18 protein-coding genes and 1 tRNA gene are annotated in these 16,217 nt (G+C 42.4%); 7 read left to right on the forward strand and 12 right to left on the reverse strand.

Annotated features, from left to right (window positions below; translation table 11 throughout):
- Positions 1–99: 99 nt before the first annotated feature.
- Complete coding sequence (gene trxA, locus V7L01_RS30105; protein ID WP_335041429.1) at positions 100–423, forward strand: thioredoxin; 324 nt, start codon at positions 100–102, stop codon at positions 421–423.
- Positions 424–638: 215 nt separating this feature from the next.
- On the opposite strand, the gene V7L01_RS30110 is transcribed toward trxA, so the two are convergent.
- Entirely contained in the window at positions 639–1,232 is a 594-nt protein-coding gene (locus tag V7L01_RS30110; RefSeq protein ID WP_335041431.1) for a MarC family protein, read from the reverse strand.
- 210 nt (positions 1,233–1,442) lie between these two features.
- Between V7L01_RS30110 and V7L01_RS30115 the strand changes: the two genes are divergently transcribed.
- Positions 1,443–2,255: a carbon-nitrogen hydrolase family protein gene (locus tag V7L01_RS30115; RefSeq protein WP_335041578.1), complete on the forward strand. Its 813-nt coding sequence runs from the start codon at positions 1,443–1,445 to the stop codon at positions 2,253–2,255.
- Between the two features lie 221 nt (positions 2,256–2,476).
- On the opposite strand, the gene fba is transcribed toward V7L01_RS30115, so the two are convergent.
- From fba to V7L01_RS30145, 6 genes are all read right to left on the reverse strand, one after another.
- On the reverse strand, positions 2,477–3,556 hold the full coding sequence (fba, locus tag V7L01_RS30120; RefSeq protein WP_194004712.1) for a class II fructose-bisphosphate aldolase: 1,080 nt from the start codon (positions 3,554–3,556) through the stop codon (positions 2,477–2,479).
- Between the two features lie 316 nt (positions 3,557–3,872).
- The gene (locus tag V7L01_RS30125; RefSeq protein ID WP_335041434.1) at positions 3,873–4,565 is read right to left on the reverse strand and encodes a Uma2 family endonuclease; all 693 of its coding nucleotides are present in this window, start codon (positions 4,563–4,565) and stop codon (positions 3,873–3,875) included.
- Between the two features lie 105 nt (positions 4,566–4,670).
- Positions 4,671–4,742, reverse strand: a tRNA-Lys gene (locus V7L01_RS30130).
- 61 nt (positions 4,743–4,803) lie between these two features.
- Positions 4,804–5,673 carry an aldose epimerase family protein gene (locus tag V7L01_RS30135; protein WP_335041436.1) on the reverse strand — a complete coding sequence of 290 codons (870 nt, stop codon included), beginning with the start codon at positions 5,671–5,673 and terminating at the stop codon, positions 4,804–4,806.
- A gap of 124 nt (positions 5,674–5,797) precedes the next feature.
- Complete coding sequence (pdhA, locus tag V7L01_RS30140) at positions 5,798–6,832, reverse strand: pyruvate dehydrogenase (acetyl-transferring) E1 component subunit alpha (RefSeq protein WP_322647447.1); 1,035 nt, start codon at positions 6,830–6,832, stop codon at positions 5,798–5,800.
- 106 nt (positions 6,833–6,938) lie between these two features.
- Complete coding sequence (locus tag V7L01_RS30145; RefSeq protein ID WP_335041437.1) at positions 6,939–7,145, reverse strand: hypothetical protein; 207 nt, start codon at positions 7,143–7,145, stop codon at positions 6,939–6,941.
- A gap of 588 nt (positions 7,146–7,733) precedes the next feature.
- Here V7L01_RS30145 and V7L01_RS30150 point away from each other — a divergent pair.
- Positions 7,734–10,025 (forward strand): IMS domain-containing protein, encoded by a 2,292-nt coding sequence (locus V7L01_RS30150; RefSeq protein WP_335041438.1) that lies wholly within the window; start codon positions 7,734–7,736, stop codon positions 10,023–10,025.
- A 40-nt stretch (positions 10,026–10,065) separates the two neighbouring features.
- Here V7L01_RS30150 and V7L01_RS30155 read toward each other — a convergent pair whose 3' ends face one another.
- The 5 genes from V7L01_RS30155 to V7L01_RS30175 all read right to left on the reverse strand — a co-directional run bounded on the left by V7L01_RS30155 (position 10,066) and on the right by V7L01_RS30175 (position 13,585).
- Positions 10,066–10,419 carry a hypothetical protein gene (locus tag V7L01_RS30155; protein ID WP_335041440.1) on the reverse strand — a complete coding sequence of 118 codons (354 nt, stop codon included), beginning with the start codon at positions 10,417–10,419 and terminating at the stop codon, positions 10,066–10,068.
- A gap of 88 nt (positions 10,420–10,507) precedes the next feature.
- Complete coding sequence (locus V7L01_RS30160; RefSeq protein WP_335041442.1) at positions 10,508–10,678, reverse strand: hypothetical protein; 171 nt, start codon at positions 10,676–10,678, stop codon at positions 10,508–10,510.
- Between the two features lie 101 nt (positions 10,679–10,779).
- Positions 10,780–11,418: a dihydroxyacetone kinase subunit DhaL gene (gene dhaL / locus V7L01_RS30165; protein ID WP_335041444.1), complete on the reverse strand. Its 639-nt coding sequence runs from the start codon at positions 11,416–11,418 to the stop codon at positions 10,780–10,782.
- A gap of 13 nt (positions 11,419–11,431) precedes the next feature.
- Positions 11,432–12,505, reverse strand: a complete 1,074-nt coding sequence (dhaK, locus tag V7L01_RS30170; RefSeq protein ID WP_335041446.1) for a dihydroxyacetone kinase subunit DhaK — start codon at positions 12,503–12,505, stop codon at positions 11,432–11,434.
- A 204-nt stretch (positions 12,506–12,709) separates the two neighbouring features.
- Positions 12,710–13,585, reverse strand: a complete 876-nt coding sequence (locus V7L01_RS30175; RefSeq protein WP_335041448.1) for an MBL fold metallo-hydrolase — start codon at positions 13,583–13,585, stop codon at positions 12,710–12,712.
- A 186-nt stretch (positions 13,586–13,771) separates the two neighbouring features.
- On the opposite strand from V7L01_RS30175, the gene V7L01_RS30180 reads away from it, so the two are divergent.
- The 4 genes from V7L01_RS30180 (at position 13,772) to V7L01_RS30195 (ending at position 16,188) form a co-directional block, all read left to right on the forward strand.
- The gene (locus V7L01_RS30180; RefSeq protein WP_335041450.1) at positions 13,772–15,460 is read left to right on the forward strand and encodes a serine/threonine-protein kinase; all 1,689 of its coding nucleotides are present in this window, start codon (positions 13,772–13,774) and stop codon (positions 15,458–15,460) included.
- Positions 15,461–15,487: 27 nt separating this feature from the next.
- The gene (locus V7L01_RS30185) at positions 15,488–15,670 is read left to right on the forward strand and encodes a 2-oxoisovalerate dehydrogenase E1 subunit beta (protein WP_335041452.1); all 183 of its coding nucleotides are present in this window, start codon (positions 15,488–15,490) and stop codon (positions 15,668–15,670) included.
- Between the two features lie 93 nt (positions 15,671–15,763).
- Entirely contained in the window at positions 15,764–15,967 is a 204-nt protein-coding gene (locus V7L01_RS30190; RefSeq protein WP_335041454.1) for a type II toxin-antitoxin system HicB family antitoxin, read from the forward strand.
- Positions 15,964–16,188 carry a type II toxin-antitoxin system HicA family toxin gene (locus V7L01_RS30195; protein ID WP_335041456.1) on the forward strand — a complete coding sequence of 75 codons (225 nt, stop codon included), beginning with the start codon at positions 15,964–15,966 and terminating at the stop codon, positions 16,186–16,188. The genes V7L01_RS30190 and V7L01_RS30195 overlap by 4 nt, the downstream gene beginning before the upstream one ends.
- Positions 16,189–16,217: the final 29 nt, after the last annotated feature.

Genomic DNA, 16,217 nt, shown 5'->3' on the forward strand with positions numbered 1-16,217 from the left:
AGCTTCTTTGCAAATGTACATCCTCGCACTCCCAAGCTGAGGTTTTTGCTATGGTAGAATTTTCACCAAGTTCAGATATTATTGACGAAGGTTTTAGGCATGTCAACAGCCGCGCAAGTTACCGATTCTAGTTTCAAGCAAGAAGTACTCGACAGCGATGTACCTGTTTTAGTTGACTTTTGGGCACCCTGGTGCGGACCATGCCGTATGGTAGCTCCTGTTGTCGATGAAATCTCCGAACAGTACAAAGGTCAAATTAAGGTCGTCAAAGTCAACACGGATGAAAATCCTCAAGTTGCTAGTCAGTACGGCATCCGCAGCATTCCCACATTAATGATTTTTAAGGGTGGAGTAAAAGTGGATATGGTGGTCGGCGCTGTGCCTAAAACTACATTAGCTTCCACTCTTGAAAAGTATCTTTGAAACTCAATCGGCAATAAATTCCTCTTGAGTTATCCATGTTGTTCTAACTTTAGGTTAATTTTTATAAACAAGTTTGAGCGGCGCGAATTTCTCGTCTATCAAACTTGTTTACATTTGTATGCATCTCCAAGAGTTGCCTACAGGCTGATTGCAACCTCCTGCCGACGCTTGCTGACTCGCTAACGCTGCGCTATCCTGCCTCTTTCACGAGTTTTCTAGCTCAAAAACAACTCCCTAATTCCCGTACTACCAATTTCCACCGCTAGCGCCGCCAACAGAAAGCCCAAAAGTTGAGTCACAATCACTCCACCTTCTGCACCAATCCACTGGTCAATCAGATTTGCTAAACGCAAAATCAACCAAGTGATAAACATTGCTCCAACGATACCCACGGCCACAGCAATATGCGGACTCTGTGATTTCGACATCAGCAACATCACCGTCGTCAAAGTCCCCGGCCCCGCTAACAGTGGTAAAGCTAGTGGAGTAATTGCGACATCGCGTCCTTCTTCAATAATCGGTCGATCTAATTCTCCGTGCAGCATTTGTAAAGCAATTAACAGCAATAATAGTCCTCCTGCTATTCGCAAAGAGCCGATACTGATTTCCAAGTAATTTAAAATTACTTGCCCAGCAAAGGCAAACAGCAAAAGAACTGCGATCGCAATGATAATTGCTTTATCTATAACTTTGTTTCTTTGGTCTGGCATCATGCCTTTAGTCAAAACTAAAACAATCGGTATATTGCCCACGGCATCCGCCAAGACAAACACAGCGATAAATGTTTGAATGAGAATAGAAATATCCACAGCAGACAGTTTTTATCAGGGTTTGATCGCAATCTAATGCTTATCTTGCTCAGTTTGCTAGAACCCAGAGGAAGATTAAAATCGGTAATAAAACCAGTCTGTTAAAGAAAATCTTGGCTGATGCATTTCTAATTAAGTTCCATAGATGTTGAAGTAGCGATATATTTTGATAATCTCTTTTCCATAAATCAACTGTTGATTGTTGAATCTATGAAGCCTTATTTAGCCGCCGCTATTCAATTGACCAGTGTGCCAGACTTACAGAAAAATTTGGCACAGGCAGAAGAATTAATAGAGCTTGCCGTGCGTCAAGGTGCTGAATTGGTAGGTTTGCCAGAAAACTTTTCCTATATGGGAGAAGAAAAAGACAAACTCACCCAAGGCGATGCGATCGCTATTGAAAGTGAAAAATTTCTGAAAAAAATGGCTCAACGCTTTCAAATTACGATCTTGGGCGGCAGCTTTCCAGTTCCTGTAGACAATACAGGCAAAGTTTATAACACCACTCTACTCATCGACGCAAGCGGTCAAGAACTTGCCCGCTACTACAAAGTACACCTATTTGATGTTGATGTTCCCGACGGCAACACTTATCGGGAATCCAGCACGGTTGTGGCTGGTACGCAACTACCGCCTGTCCATTTCTCAGAAAAACTTGGTAATTTAGGGCTTTCTATTTGTTATGATGTCCGCTTCCCTGAACTGTACCGTCATTTGGCAGATAAGGGAGCTGATGTTATTTTTATTCCCGCCGCCTTTACCGCCTTTACTGGCAAAGACCACTGGCAAGTACTACTACAAGCCAGAGCCATCGAAAATACCGCCTACGTCATTGCTCCTGCCCAAACAGGCAATAACTACGCCCGCCGTCTAACCCACGGTCACGCCGTTATTATCGACCCTTGGGGCGTAATTTTAGCCGATGCTGGGGAAAAACCGGGAATTGCGATCGCTGAAATCAAGCCCACTAGGCTAGAACAAGTCCGCCGTCAAATGCCATCTTTACAACATCGGGTGTTCTAGGGATTGGGGCTGGAGGGAAAGCAGGGGGGCAGGGGAAGCAGGGGGGCAGGGGGGGCAGGGGAAGAAGAACTATTGATCTATTGCCCAATGCCTCATGCCCCATTCCCAATCCTTATGAATAAAACAAAAAACCGGGTAACCACCCGGTTTATGCCAATGTAAGAATCCTCAGTCTTTTAGGAGCATAGCAGTACTGTGCCCCTATTTATTTGTTGTCAAAATTAAACTTTAGCAGCTGCCTTGGTAACAACGTTAAGTTCACCCTTAGCATACTTAGCAGCAAAATCTTCCAAAGAAATTTGCTTAATCTTGCTTGCGTTGCCAGCTGTGCCAAATTGCTGATAGCGTTCGGCACAAACTTTCTGCATGTATGTAATAGAAGGCTTCAGGAAGTGACGGGGGTCAAACTCCTCTGGTTTTTTAGCCAAAGCTTCACGTACAGCAGCAGTAATAGCCAAACGGTTGTCGGTGTCGATATTTACTTTACGTACACCACTCTTAATACCTTTTTGGATTTCTTCTACAGGTACGCCGTAGGTTTCAGGAATTGCACCACCATACTGGTTAATCAGTGCAAGCAAATCTTCTGGTACAGAGGATGAACCGTGCATTACCAAGTGGGTGTTGGGCAAACGGCGGTGAATTTCTTCAATGCGGCTGATTGCCAAAATTTCCCCAGTCGGCTTGCGGGTAAACTTGTAAGCACCGTGGCTTGTGCCAATGGCAACAGCCAAAGCATCTACTTGGGTTGCTTCTACGAAATCAACAGCTTCATCGGGGTCGGTTAGCAGTTGTGAGTGGTCGAGTGTACCTTCAAACCCGTGACCATCTTCAGCTTCACCAGCACCAGTTTCTAGAGAACCCAAACAACCGAGTTCGCCTTCAACGCTGACACCCAAAGCATGAGCTACATTTACAACTTCGCGGGTAACATTAACGTTGTACTCGAAGCTAGCGGGGGTCTTAGCATCAGCTTCTAAAGAACCATCCATCATCACGCTGGTGAAGTTGTTCTTAATTGCTGAGTAGCAGGTAGCAGGAGCATTACCATGATCTTGGTGCATGACAATGGGAATCTGAGGATAGGTTTCTACCGCGGCCAAAATTAGGTGGCGGAGGAAGTTTTCTCCTGCATAAGCACGAGCGCCGCGTGAAGCTTGTAAAATTACGGGGCTATCTGTCTCTACAGCAGCCTTCAGGATTGCCTGAATCTGCTCCAAATTGTTAACGTTGAAAGCTGGGATGCCGTAACCGTTTTCAGCTGCGTGATCCAACAGCAGCCGCAGTGGTACAAGCGCCATAGATAGTCCTCCTAATGTGGTTGTCAGCTAGTCGGTCTGAGAGAAGCGCAATTATTACGCTAAATCTTAAGAGTTTTTTCAACTTATAGGAAATTATAACTAGTGTCGTGTGTCTATGTTGAAAAAGTTTACGCCATTGTTATTATAAATGTGTTCTATACTTGCCCTCTACTACTGTACAATGCCCCAGACTTGCTCTGTGTTGCTGTACATTTAGTTACCCTACAGTTAGTAGCTCTGGTAGCCCAGTATCCAAAATGGTCATCTCAAAGCGATCGCACTCCTAACTATTTTGGCAAATCTACAGGCGATCGCATCAGGCAAAAGACTCTAGTCTCTGGACAAATGCTGCGTGTTCAGGAGATTGCAAGCCTGTTTGTAAAACACTCAACACGGACTGCATATTCCCGGCTAATAACTCTGCAACCCCTAACCACAACCCTGGAAAAACTTGACTTCGCAAAATACCGTTACTATCAGTAGCTAACTCTAGATACTCACCCTGTTCTAAATAAAACCAGGTCAATTTCCGATCGAGTACTTGCCAGACGATATATTCTTTGACTCCATTGCGACGATAGGCTTGTTTTTTAGCATGGAGGTCGATGGCGACACTACTAGCAGCAATTTCGACAATTAACTCTGGTGCGCCTTCAATATAATCATCTTCACTCAGCCTTGCTTGACCACCCGCTTCTGGGCTAATCAGAAGTACAGCATCTGGTTGAGGTTCGTTATCTAAGTCTAAACGCACAGTGGGTTCTACTGCTGACGCTACACCTGGTGTAGCGGCTTCGTAAGTAAATAACCAACCAACAATCCAACCGTGCGGTTGACCGTGACTTCTAAAACGTAAAGCAGCAGGCATGATGTAGACAATTCCCTCAATCAATTCGGCTTTTTTCAAGTTAGGCATGGCGTTGTAGCGACGCTCAAATTCATAAAGGCTGAGTTTGTCGCCATTTTCTAGAAGGGGAATTGTCCAATGCTGTGGAATTGTTTTTACCATGACAATGGTGTTTGGGATTAGTCTATGCCTATCCTACCGAATTGCAGAAATTTCTTGGATGCTGCGATCGCTTTCTTTTAATCTAATAATATTATGTTGATTTTATGGGTCGCCCGGGATTCGAACCCGGAACTAATCGGTTAAAAGCCGAGTACTCTACCGTTGAGTTAGCGACCCTTTCTTTGCATTTCGCAACTTTGCCATCATAGCACAGACATCTGTAGATTTGTAAAGAGGTTTAGAAAAAATTAGTAGTCAACCTTATAGATGCTGTATGACTAGCTCCTGGTGCTAACACAGTCAGGTTATCGCCAGTATTGAGAGAGTTACGGGTGGCACTCCACGGTTCTAGACAGTAGAATTCTTTACCTTTGACTGTCCAAAATACCAGGTAGGTAGAGAAATCATCATAATCTAAGGTGAGTTTTAACTTCCGCCTGCCATCTATGGCAGTGGCCGATTGACTCGTTAACTGTCCAAAGGCAAAATCAATTTCATCACGGCTAAAGTCAAAATTGCCATCAAAAGAGTGAATTTCCTTAGTTTGATTGTCTTGATACTGCTTAGAGGGAATTTCAAACTCTAACTGAGTTTTATCACCACACAGAAAGTAGGGATGGAAACCAGCCGAAAAAGGCATTGGTGTGGATGACAAGTTTTTATACTGCTGGCGGACTTCTAGCGTATTACCTTGAAGTTCGTAGGTGAAAGCTAGCTGAAAATCAAAAGGATAAACTGCTTTGGTTTGCTCATTGCTATCAAGAACGACAGTGAGGCTAGCTTTATCTCCAGTTTTTTGTTCTGTTGCTTTCCACGGCAATTCACGGGCAAAACCGTGTTGTTTGAGAGTATATTGTTGCCCGTTGTGAGTGTAAGTATTATCAGGTAGATTGCCACAAATAGGAAATAAAATTGGATTCCCACCTCTGACACTCAACTCAGGATGAGTAAAGCGTTCAGTGTCCAGGTAAAAAATTTCTTGCCCTTGAATGCGCCAACGAGTGATGATACCACCGCGTTCTGGTACGACTTCTAACTGAGAACCTGCGGCTTCATCAGAAAGAATGTAGGTCTTGTATTGTTGCTGTTGAACTGCAATGCTAAACACAAATTTTAGTCCTGGGTAAAGTGGAGTGCTGAGTACCGTTAGCGATAGCGGGGCTTTGAGCCAGTGCTGAGTCCTAAGCAGAATAAAAAATACTCAGGACTCAGCACTCATAACTCAGCACTGTTTATTCGTCTTCTGCAAACACGAAACGATATAACTCGCTGGGGTCTGGCTCGGGGCTGCTTTCGGCGAATTTAACCGCTTCGTCGATTACATCCTGAATTTTACGATCGATTGCTTTGATTTCTCCCTCATCTGCGAGATTTTGCTCCAGCAAATAAGCTGCCAACTTCTTAATTGGGTCACGGGCGAACCAAAATTCTTTCTCCGCTTTGCTTCGCATTTCATCTGGATCAGCCAAGGAGTGACCACGGAAGCGGTAGGTAAGTGCCTCAATTAATGTTGGGCCTTCACCTGCACGGGCACGGGCTACAGCTTCTTGAGCCACGGCTCGCACTGCTAGTACATCCATACCATCTACTTCCACGCCCACCATGTTAAATGCACTGGCTTTTTTATAAATCTCTGGCTGGGAAGTGGCTCGTTCGTGAGACATACCAATGGCCCACTTATTATTTTCGACTACAAAAAGAATTGGCAGTTTCCATAAGGCTGCCATATTTAGTGTCTCGAAAAACTGACCGTTGTTAGCTGCACCGTCGCCAAAAAAGCAAGCTGTCACTTGGTCAGCATTTTTATCTCCCAGCACTTCGCGGCGGTATTTGCTTTGAAAAGCCGCTCCAGCTGCCACAGGAATTCCTTCAGCCACAAAAGCATAGCCACCTAGCAAGCGATGTTCGGCAGAAAACATGTGCATCGAACCACCGCGCCCTTTGCTGCAACCTGTGGCTTTGCCAAATAATTCTGCCATTACCTCTTTTGCTGGTACTCCCGCACTCAGAGCATGAACGTGGTCGCGGTAAGTACTACAAACGTAATCTTCACCCGGTCGCATCGACTGCACAACACCGCTGCAAACGGCTTCTTGACCGTTGTACAAATGGACAAAACCAAACATTTTGCCCCTGTAGTACATTTCAGCGCATTTGTCTTCAAACAAGCGCCCTAGTACCATATCCTCATACAACCGTAATCCTTCTTCTTTTGTAATATGGGTAGTAGCAGGATTAAATGTGGGTAAAGTACGCTCTTGAACCATTATTTTTGAGTATCCCTGTTGTACAAGTTAAAAGTTACGGTCTTAAAATAAGTTGGTCTGATAACACCTCAGCTTTTAACAGGCTAGCGTTTGCAAGACTCAACAATCAAACTTTATTTATGCACCAAAAAAGGGCCTTAGGGAACGGCTGAATTTTTAATTTTTTGATTTTTAACTTTTCAGCCCATGTCCCGTGACGATTTGACTCTAACGGCAACATCTGCTGCTTTGAGTTTTTATCTTTCACCGAAACAGTGCTGAGTGCCGTTAGCGATAGCGGGGCGTTGAGCCAGTGCTGAGTGAAAAGATTCACAAGTACTACGTCTCACTCATTACTTCTTACTCACTACTCACTACTCAGCACTCAGCACTCCTAAATATTCCCCTTCATAGATTAGCAATCAAGATAGACTGCTTTCTGCATATCCATTAACAATTTAAAAAAAAGGAGGCAAAAATCTATATACCCAAATAGGTAATTGTAATTAAAGGTAAATTATGATATGCTTTTTTTCTCCTATTATCAGGGCCAACCTCTAATAGTGGTATTTTAGTAACCCTTTAGTGGGAAAGTCCCGAAAAAATCAATCATCAATAGATTCTTGGAACCACAACAATTATGCCGCGATTAAAAGCGGTAGTTGTGGTTTGTGGTATCGAAGGTTGATAATAGTTGTGTTAAACAAAATTACTAAGAATTAAGACAAAAAATTGAGGCTTTCTGGGCGAAAGCAAACAATTAGTACTAAAATGTGACTCAAAATTTCGGGAAGGTACAAAACTAGTTGTTGCAATATACACTTGTAGAGTAAATTCTATACGGCATTTTTATGGCACGGTTTTACAGGCCTGGAACGCTCTAGGTGAATTATGTTGATCGCGGTGCAAGGGGAAGTAGGCTGTGCGAATTCCGCTAGATTACTACCGAATTTTAGGACTACCGTTGGCGGCAAGTGATGAACAATTGCGGCAGGCATACAGCGATCGCATTGTACAATTGCCACGACGTGAGTATTCTCAGGCAGCAATTTCTTCTCGTAAACAACTCATAGAAGAAGCTTACGTGGTTTTATCAGATCCAAAACAACGCAGTACCTACGATCAGCTCTATCTTGCCCATGCCTATGACCCTGATAACCTTGCTGCTGCGGCACTAGCACTGGAAAATCATCCAGAAAGCACCAAAAGAGGTAGTGACACCCAGAGTCTGGGTATCGAAATTAGCCAAGACGAATTAGTTGGCGCTTTATTAATTTTGCAAGAGTTGGGGGAATACGAACTTGTATTGAAACTAGGTCGTCCGTACCTGGTAAATAAAAATGGTGCTACAAGCGCAAGAAAAGGCAAGAATTTAGCGGACGAAGAAATACATGAAAGTGCTGAACATCCAGATGTTGTTCTCACTGTTGCCCTTGCTTGTCTAGAATTAGGTCGGGAACAGTGGCAGCAAGGTCATTATGAAAATGCCGCCATATCTCTAGAAACTGGTCAAGAACTGCTAGTACGGGAAGGGTTGTTCTCCAGTGTCCAGGCAGAAATTCAGGCCGATCTTTACAAATTGCGACCATATCGAATTTTGGAGTTGTTGGCACTACCTCAAGAAAAGACTGCCGAACGAAGCCAAGGTTTGGAATTATTGCAAAACCTGTTAGAAGATCGTGGCGGGATTGATGGCACCAACAATGATGACTCTGGTTTAAACATAGATGACTTTTTGCGATTTATCCAGCAGCTACGCAACCACTTAACAGTCGCAGAGCAGCACAAATTATTTGAAGCCCAAAGCAAACGTCCTTCTGCGGTTGCCACTTACTTAGCTGTTTATGCTTTGATAGCACGGGGATTCGCTCAACGACAACCAGCTTTAATTCGTCAAGCAAGGCAAATGCTGGTGCGTCTGGGCAAGCGCCAGGATGTACATTTAGAACAGTCGCTATGTGCGTTACTTTTGGGGCAAACTGAAGAAGCAACTCGTGTTTTAGAACTGAGTCAGGAGTACGAAGCCTTAGCTTTTATTCGGGAAAAATCTCAAGACTCTCCAGATTTGTTACCGGGGCTGTGTTTATATGCAGAACAGTGGTTGCAACACGAAGTATTTCCACATTTTCGAGATTTAGCGAACCAGCAAGCTTTTCTAAAAGATTACTTTGCTAACAAACAGGTGCAAGCTTATTTAGAAGCACTGCCAACTGATGCAGAAACAACTAATGAATGGGCTGTAATTAACCCCCAATATTTTCCCCAGCCCCAGACAAATAAACCTCATTTCCACAACAATTCAACTAAAACTTCATCGCAATTTAATCACAGCAAAACACCTGACTTAGATTTGTCAGAAACACCCGAATATTCAAACTTCTCACCACCTATGTGGAATTCATCTGAGAGTATAAAATCGGATATTCCCACTGCCGAACGGATGAGTAGAGGCACTAATCAGCATTTGAACGGTTCAGCTAAGACTGCTGCACCCAGTCATAACCAAAAACGGCGGCGGAGAAAACCTACTCCATCTGCTAGCCGAGTCCATGTACCAGATAATCGTCCTCATTCTCGTCGTCCCCGGCGGCGGCGAACCTTTGCTAACACCATTGAAGGGAAAACACGGCTGGTATGGAGAGTGTTTATTTCTTTGGTGAGTCTATTAGTTTTCTGGGTGTTAGTCACAACAACTTTTGGATGGTTAAAAAATCTGTTTTTTCCTACATCAGCTGTGCGTGGTTCAGAGTTGTTTGTGCAAATAAATGAACCACCAGTATCTATTCCCGATCCAAAAAATAAACTGGAATCAGAAGAAGGCCCCTTAACAAAGGCAGAGGCAGAGAAAGTTATTCGCACTTGGTTATCTACTAAAGCCGCAGCTTTAGGGCCCAATCATGAGATCAATAATTTAGATCGGATTTTAACTGGTTCAGCTTTATCTCAATGGCAGCTGATTGCTCAACAGAATAAGTCAGACGATCGCTATCGCAAGTACGACCATAGTTTGAAGATAGAATCTGTTGAAAGAATTGATTTATTTGCAGATCGTGCCGCCGTCGAAGCTACGGTGAAGGAAGTGACACAGTTATATGAAAATGGTGAGTTTAAAGGCTCTTCTAACGAGAAATTGAGAGTTCGGTATGATTTGATTCGAGAACGAGGGAAATGGCGTATTCAAAGTACCTCTGTTGTGAATCAGATAATCAGATAAACTGGAATTTTTAGGTGATAATCTGCGAAAATGCTTTACCTCAAAGCTGGGCTAAATTTAACTCTACAAAAGGAGTTAATACTTCACCTGTCCAAATCCCTTCTATTAAGTTCATATCTCTACTCACAGAACTGTACATTGTTTCCTTTTCATTTTTATTGTTATAGAGAAATCGGAACTGATAATTACCTGGCTTGACAGGATGAAAAATCCATTCACCACCATTTCCACTGGGGATGCTAATTCCAAATTGATTACCCCAAATCCAAAAGATTTCTATATTAGGAAAGAATGTCAAGCTCTCTCCTGGCATGGCTAAAGGGTAATCAGATTCTAAGGGTGATGAAAGGCTAATCCAACCACCCCCCAATGGAATTGGCCTGTGTGCATTCACTAGTTCTGGAAATAAGGTGAAATAAAAGCTAAATCTAAGAGGAGTTAAGGTGTTATTAGTAATCCGTATACCAATCTGTACAGAATATTTAGGGGAAAAATATCCTGGCGGTATTGGTAATAAAAATTTCAAAATACTCAGAATTTTCTGTACTAGATTTTTTTTTTGGCAAGCACAACATTCGCTCTGGTACTAGAGTTTCAAACTGGATGCCATCCACTTCAACGGCATTAATTTCATTTGATTCACTTGATGTCATATTGGCTGATCTCTCAAGGACATTTTCATGCGCCGTCAATACTCTAGGCACATAGCTTAATGTCATTATCCTGAAAAAGAATAATAATTTCAGATAATTTTTTATTCGCCGGAACTTTCCAACACCTCTAACAAACTTTTCAACATCAAATAAGCAGATGTCCCTCCTGGATCTGGATGTCCAATACTCCGTTCCCCCAGGTAGCTAGCCCGTCCCTTTTTCGCCTGCATTGGTATAGTTTCCTGTAACCCCTTTTGGGCTGCTGCTACAGCCTGTTGCATGGCTTCCAGCGTTCCCTTACTTTCTCCTACAGCTTGCCCAAAAGCGGCTACAGATGGAGACAGCACATCAACCATTGTTTTGTCTCCTAGTTGCGCTTTACCACGTTGCAGCACCCCGTCTAAGCCTGCTTGGAGTATTCCTAAAACATCTTGTTCTGTTAATTCTTGCTTACCAACTACTGCTGTACTGGCTCGCAAAAACCAGGTGCCATAAAGAGGGCCACTAGCACCACCGATAGAAGAAATCAAGGTCATACTCACAGCTTTGAGAATGTTGCTGATGTCCTTGTCTGTAAGAGTTGGTAACTGAGCGCTTACTTTTTTGAAGCCGCGATCCATATTTATACCGTGGTCAGCATCTCCGATCGCAGCATCTAATTCTGTCAAATATGCTTTATTCTGCTCTATCTCGGTTGCAAATGCCTGCAACCATTGTAATATCTGCGCCTGACTCAACATAATTCGTAATTAGTTAAATTCCCCAGCGCCAACTTGGTGTTTTGACTGGTGCATCCCATAGCCGGATCGTCTCGTCATCTAATTTCAGCAGGGTAATGGAGCAACCTTGCATTTCTAGAGATGTAATGTAAGGGCCTATTAAGTTTCGCACAATTTGCAATCCTTGCTGTTCGCAGATTTGGGCGAGTTTGCGGTAAACAATATACAGCTCGGAAATCGGGGTTCCACCCATACTATTGACAAAAGCTAATAAGCGATCGCCTTTTGCAAATGCTAGACTTGTTAGTTCTATATCTACCCATTCTCCTTTGTCTTCATCCCACTCGCGGAGCGTGCGGCTGTATGGTGAATCTTCAAGGAGCGATCGCGTCAAAATTTCGGTAATCTCGTCTACTGATTTGATAGCTGTACGTTCTATTCCTGGCTCACCGTGAATACCGATACCTAATTCGATTTCGCGATCGCTCAATTCAAATGTCGGCGTTCCATTAGCGGGGACTGTACAAGATGTTAGAGCAATTCCCATACTCCGCCCATTCAGATTTACTCGGCGACATAAATTTGCTATTTGTAGTAAATCATACCCAACATCAGCCGCCGCACCACAAATTTTTTCTGCTAGTATTGTTGTTCCCACACCCCGCCGTCCTTGGGTATAGAGACTATCCTTGACTGCTACATCGTCATCAATCAAAATATTTAGCGATCGAATGCCTTCACTACGGGCTAACTCCGTTGCCATCTCAAAGTTCATGACATCGCCACTGTAATTTTTGACGATATAAAGAATACCAGAGCCTCCATCTACTTGTTTGGCTGCTTCTAGCATTTGGTCTGGAGTTGGTGAAGTGAAAACCTCACCAGGACAAGCTGCATCCAGCATTCCTTTGCCCACAAAGCCAGCGTGCATTGGTTCATGTCCACTGCCACCACCTGAAATAATTGCTACTTTACCTGGAATAGGTGCATTGGCTCGATAGATAAAAGCCGGATCGTAGTTCAGTTTAATTAAATCGGAATGAGCCGCCGCCATACCTTCTAGACTTTCCCGCACAAAGTCTTCCGGCTTGTTGATCAGCTTTTTCATAATCCGTGTTTGGTTAAAAGGGTGCTAAAACCCAGGTTATAGCGATCGCTGGTTTGTATGCAATACAGTCTTACCTCTCTCTAAATCTCTCTCCTTTTAGGAGAGAGACTTTGAAATTTTCCCCTTCCCGCGACGAGTTGGGGGTTAGGGGGTTAGGTTTTTCGTGGGTTTTGCCATATAACCGAATAATTATAAATTATTTGGTCAATTCAAAGATTCCATCCACTCAATACACTTGTGCATCTGCTGGCGGATGGTTTCTCTATCAGCATGAAACCTTCGTCCATGACCTGGTAGCACCCACTCGAAAGAGTAATTAGCCAAGTTACGCATTGATTTAGTCTGTTCTGACCAAGAATACCAGCAGACACCGTAGAATGCAGTCAGTTGATGCAAGCTTTCTGACCAAGCGAGATGGTCGCCAGTGAACAGAAACTTATTTTTATAAAGTAGGACGGTTTGTCCTTTGGTATGACCGGGAACTGGGATAATTAATAAATCTGGTGTCAAAGTAAATGGTTCGGAACCAGTTAGCTGTATTTCTACATTGCGAGTATCCGCAGTAATATCATCAACGTGGAGGATGCGATCGCACTGAAAATGCTCGGCAAACTTTTGATGATCTGCCACATCATCCTTATGAGTTAGGTACATATAACGAATTGGCCCCAGTTCTTCTAAACGCTTAACTAAAGGCGGCGTAAACCGGGGAGAATCCACCAAAATATTACCTTCTGGAAGTTGAATTAAATAGCTAGCAGCACCATAAGATTTTTCAGAATGATAGCCGCAGTGGTAAACATTTTCTGCTACTAATATTGGAAACCTTTGTTGAGCAACTTTGATATCTTTTGGTTTCTCAACAGTGCCAATAGAACTAGTAGGACATGCCAAAAGTGCTTCAAGCGCGGCTAATCTTTCCGCCTCATTTGTTGGTTGATGATAAACAGCCGATTGATCGTCTACATCATAAAATACTTCCGGAGCCATCCAGCGACAGGTATCACAATCAATACAGGTAGTATCTACATAAAAATCGCCGTTGACATTTTGGGGACGACGCTGATTTAAATGAGCCATATTAATCCTTTTGCTTCCAGCTGCTTACTGGGGAGCGATAAACCTTATATCACTACGCTAGCAAAAGTAATTTGAGACTGTAGCCGCCACTAGAAGTAAATCCGCTCAAAAATATCAAAACTCGTGAAACCTAGTAAGCATAAATTGGGAAAACTGAACATAAATACCATCTGCTTATTCCCAAATATGCTTTACTGTTCTAATTCGAGTTGTTCAAATCCCTTTAACCCTGATGACAATAAGTTTTGTATTAAGTGTGGACAAACACTCACACCATTATTCAGAAACCGTTTTCGGGTAATACGACTTTTGGGTGAGGGTGGATTTAGCAGAACTTATGAAGCCAGGGATGCAGATAAGATAGACGAACCTTGCGTAATTAAGCAATTTGTTCCTCAATTAGAAGGAACGGCTGCACTTGAAAAAGCAACGGAGTTATTTAAGCAAGAAGGGAAGCGTCTATATGACTTGGGAGAACATCCACAAATTCCCCGTCTGATTGCTTATTTTGAACAGGATAAGCGGCTTTATTTGGTACAAGAGTTAATTGAGGGGCAGAATTTATTACAAGAATTGCAACAGCAGGGAGCCTTTAGCGAAGAAAAGATCAAACAGCTTTTAACTGATTTATTGCCTATCTTAAAATTTATCCATGAACGCGGTGTAATTCATCGAGACATCAAGCCAGAAAATATCATGCGTCGTTTGGATGGCAAGTTAGTATTAATTGATTTTGGTGTTTCTAAACAATTAACAGCAACTATTATCGGTCAAATAGGAACAACAGTTGGCACTCACGGATATGCACCAATCGAGCAAATGCGTGGTCAAGTTTTTCCTGCAAGTGACCTTTATAGTTTAGGTGTAACTTGCATACACCTACATACTCAACATTTCCCTTGGGAAGGTTCTGAGAATCTTTATGATGCAGTGAATAATCGTTGGCTTTGGAAAGAAAATTTACCACAAAGTACAAGTATTAGTTCTCACTTAGGGGAAGTTTTAGATAAGTTGATTCAGGATGATGTTAAAGATCGTTATCAATCTGCTGATGAGGTACTTGCAGATATATGTAATATTTCAAAGCCAATACCAAATATAGACAATATTTCGATACTAGGAACTTGGTGTGGCAACTTAGGCAACAAATATAAATTTGCTACCTTGATTGTCGATCATTACTCAAGTAAATCATCATTTAATGGAACTTTGACTGTTAGAGACTTTAGACATGGAACTTCTCATCTTAAAATTCAGGGTGATTTTAACCATGAAATAAATCAGGTTACTTTAAACGAAACTAAAGTAATTTTAGAACCTTGGTTTGGGTACTGGTCACTTGGAAAAAATCAAGGAACTTTATCAAAAGATGGTCATAAAATGTCTGGTAGGGGTCAAGATGGACGTGAAAGCTTATATTTGTGGTCATTTTTTAAGCTAGATTACACACCTTTGATAGATTTGCTAGCATCAAAAAATTGGCAAGAAGCAGATAGAGAGACTGGGACGATTATGCTCAAAATTGCTTGTAGAGAAGAAAAGAATTACCTTAATTCTTCAGCTATTAAGAATTTTCCTTGCCAAGACCTCCGCATGATTAACAAATTATGGGTACAGTACAGCAACGGTCATTTTGGCTATAGCATCCAGAAATGCATTTGGGAAAATTTAACCTGCGATTGGAAAAAGATGGGAAATCGCTTAGGTTGGCGTGTCAATAATAGCTGGAAAGAATATTCTGAACTTACTTTTAGTATTGATGCACCAGAAGGAGCATTTCCTACTTTTTGGGGTGGAGAGGGAAGAAAGTTAATATTTGGTTATTCTGGCGCTTGGGAGGATTTTTTCTCTCTTGTTAGGGCTTGTAAATTATAAAATTTAGTAGTTAAAGGAAAATTCGCTATGAATGAAATTGTATTTATCGTTGAAGATGATCCTGATGGTGGTTATACAGCAGTAGCTCTAACCGAGTCAATTTTTACTCAGGCTGACGATATAGAAACACTACAGGAAATGGTTCGTGATGCAGTTCACTGCCATTTTCCTAATGAAGAAAATCGTCCCCGAAGAATCTTACTTAAATAATAAGGTATTAAAAATTTTAGGTTTTGGATTTTAAGTTTTAGAGATATGATCGCTGTTCCCAATTTACAATAATTACATCCCAGAGGATTAGCTATGAAATGGCGCGTGATTCTTGAATCAGACCTAGAAACAGGCGATTGGGCTGTATGGTGTCCAGAGTTACCTGGCTGTACTTCAGCAGGAGAAACAGAAGAAGAAGCTTTGGAAAATATTAAAGAAGCAATTCAATTGTATTTACAGCCAGAATCAATTAAGTTAGCCCCTGGTGCGATCGCACGAGAGATTATTGTCTCATGAGCGATCGTATCCGGCGAATGACATCTAGAGAAGTTGAAACTATCCTGAGACAATATGGATTTCAATTGATTTCTCAAAAAGGTAGCCACCGCAAATACAGAAGTGAAGACCTAGTACTACAAGTAATTGTCCCTGAACATCGAGGGCGCACTTTACCTATCGGTACATTACGGAGTATCTTTCTAGGGGCGAAAATTCCTGAATCTGAATGGAAATGTTGATATGCGATCGCGCCCCTTTACCAAACGCG

Source organism: Nostoc sp. (assembly GCF_036917095.1).
Classification (GTDB): domain Bacteria; phylum Cyanobacteriota; class Cyanobacteriia; order Cyanobacteriales; family Nostocaceae; genus Nostoc.

Coding starts and splice junctions, on each gene's coding strand:
- trxA (WP_335041429.1), top strand. CDS start 100: ATGTCAACAGCCGCGCAAGTTACCGATTCTAGTTTCAAGCAAGAAGTA.
- V7L01_RS30115 (WP_335041578.1), top strand. CDS start 1,443: ATGAAGCCTTATTTAGCCGCCGCTATTCAATTGACCAGTGTGCCAGAC.
- fba (WP_194004712.1), bottom strand. CDS start 3,556: ATGGCGCTTGTACCACTGCGGCTGCTGTTGGATCACGCAGCTGAAAAC.
- V7L01_RS30125 (WP_335041434.1), bottom strand. CDS start 4,565: ATGGTAAAAACAATTCCACAGCATTGGACAATTCCCCTTCTAGAAAAT.
- pdhA (WP_322647447.1), bottom strand. CDS start 6,832: ATGGTTCAAGAGCGTACTTTACCCACATTTAATCCTGCTACTACCCAT.
- V7L01_RS30160 (WP_335041442.1), bottom strand. CDS start 10,678: ATGACATCAAGTGAATCAAATGAAATTAATGCCGTTGAAGTGGATGGC.
- dhaL (WP_335041444.1), bottom strand. CDS start 11,418: ATGTTGAGTCAGGCGCAGATATTACAATGGTTGCAGGCATTTGCAACC.
- dhaK (WP_335041446.1), bottom strand. CDS start 12,505: ATGAAAAAGCTGATCAACAAGCCGGAAGACTTTGTGCGGGAAAGTCTA.
- V7L01_RS30175 (WP_335041448.1), bottom strand. CDS start 13,585: ATGGCTCATTTAAATCAGCGTCGTCCCCAAAATGTCAACGGCGATTTT.
- V7L01_RS30180 (WP_335041450.1), top strand. CDS start 13,772: ATGCTTTACTGTTCTAATTCGAGTTGTTCAAATCCCTTTAACCCTGAT.
- V7L01_RS30185 (WP_335041452.1), top strand. CDS start 15,488: ATGAATGAAATTGTATTTATCGTTGAAGATGATCCTGATGGTGGTTAT.
- V7L01_RS30190 (WP_335041454.1), top strand. CDS start 15,764: ATGAAATGGCGCGTGATTCTTGAATCAGACCTAGAAACAGGCGATTGG.
- V7L01_RS30195 (WP_335041456.1), top strand. CDS start 15,964: ATGAGCGATCGTATCCGGCGAATGACATCTAGAGAAGTTGAAACTATC.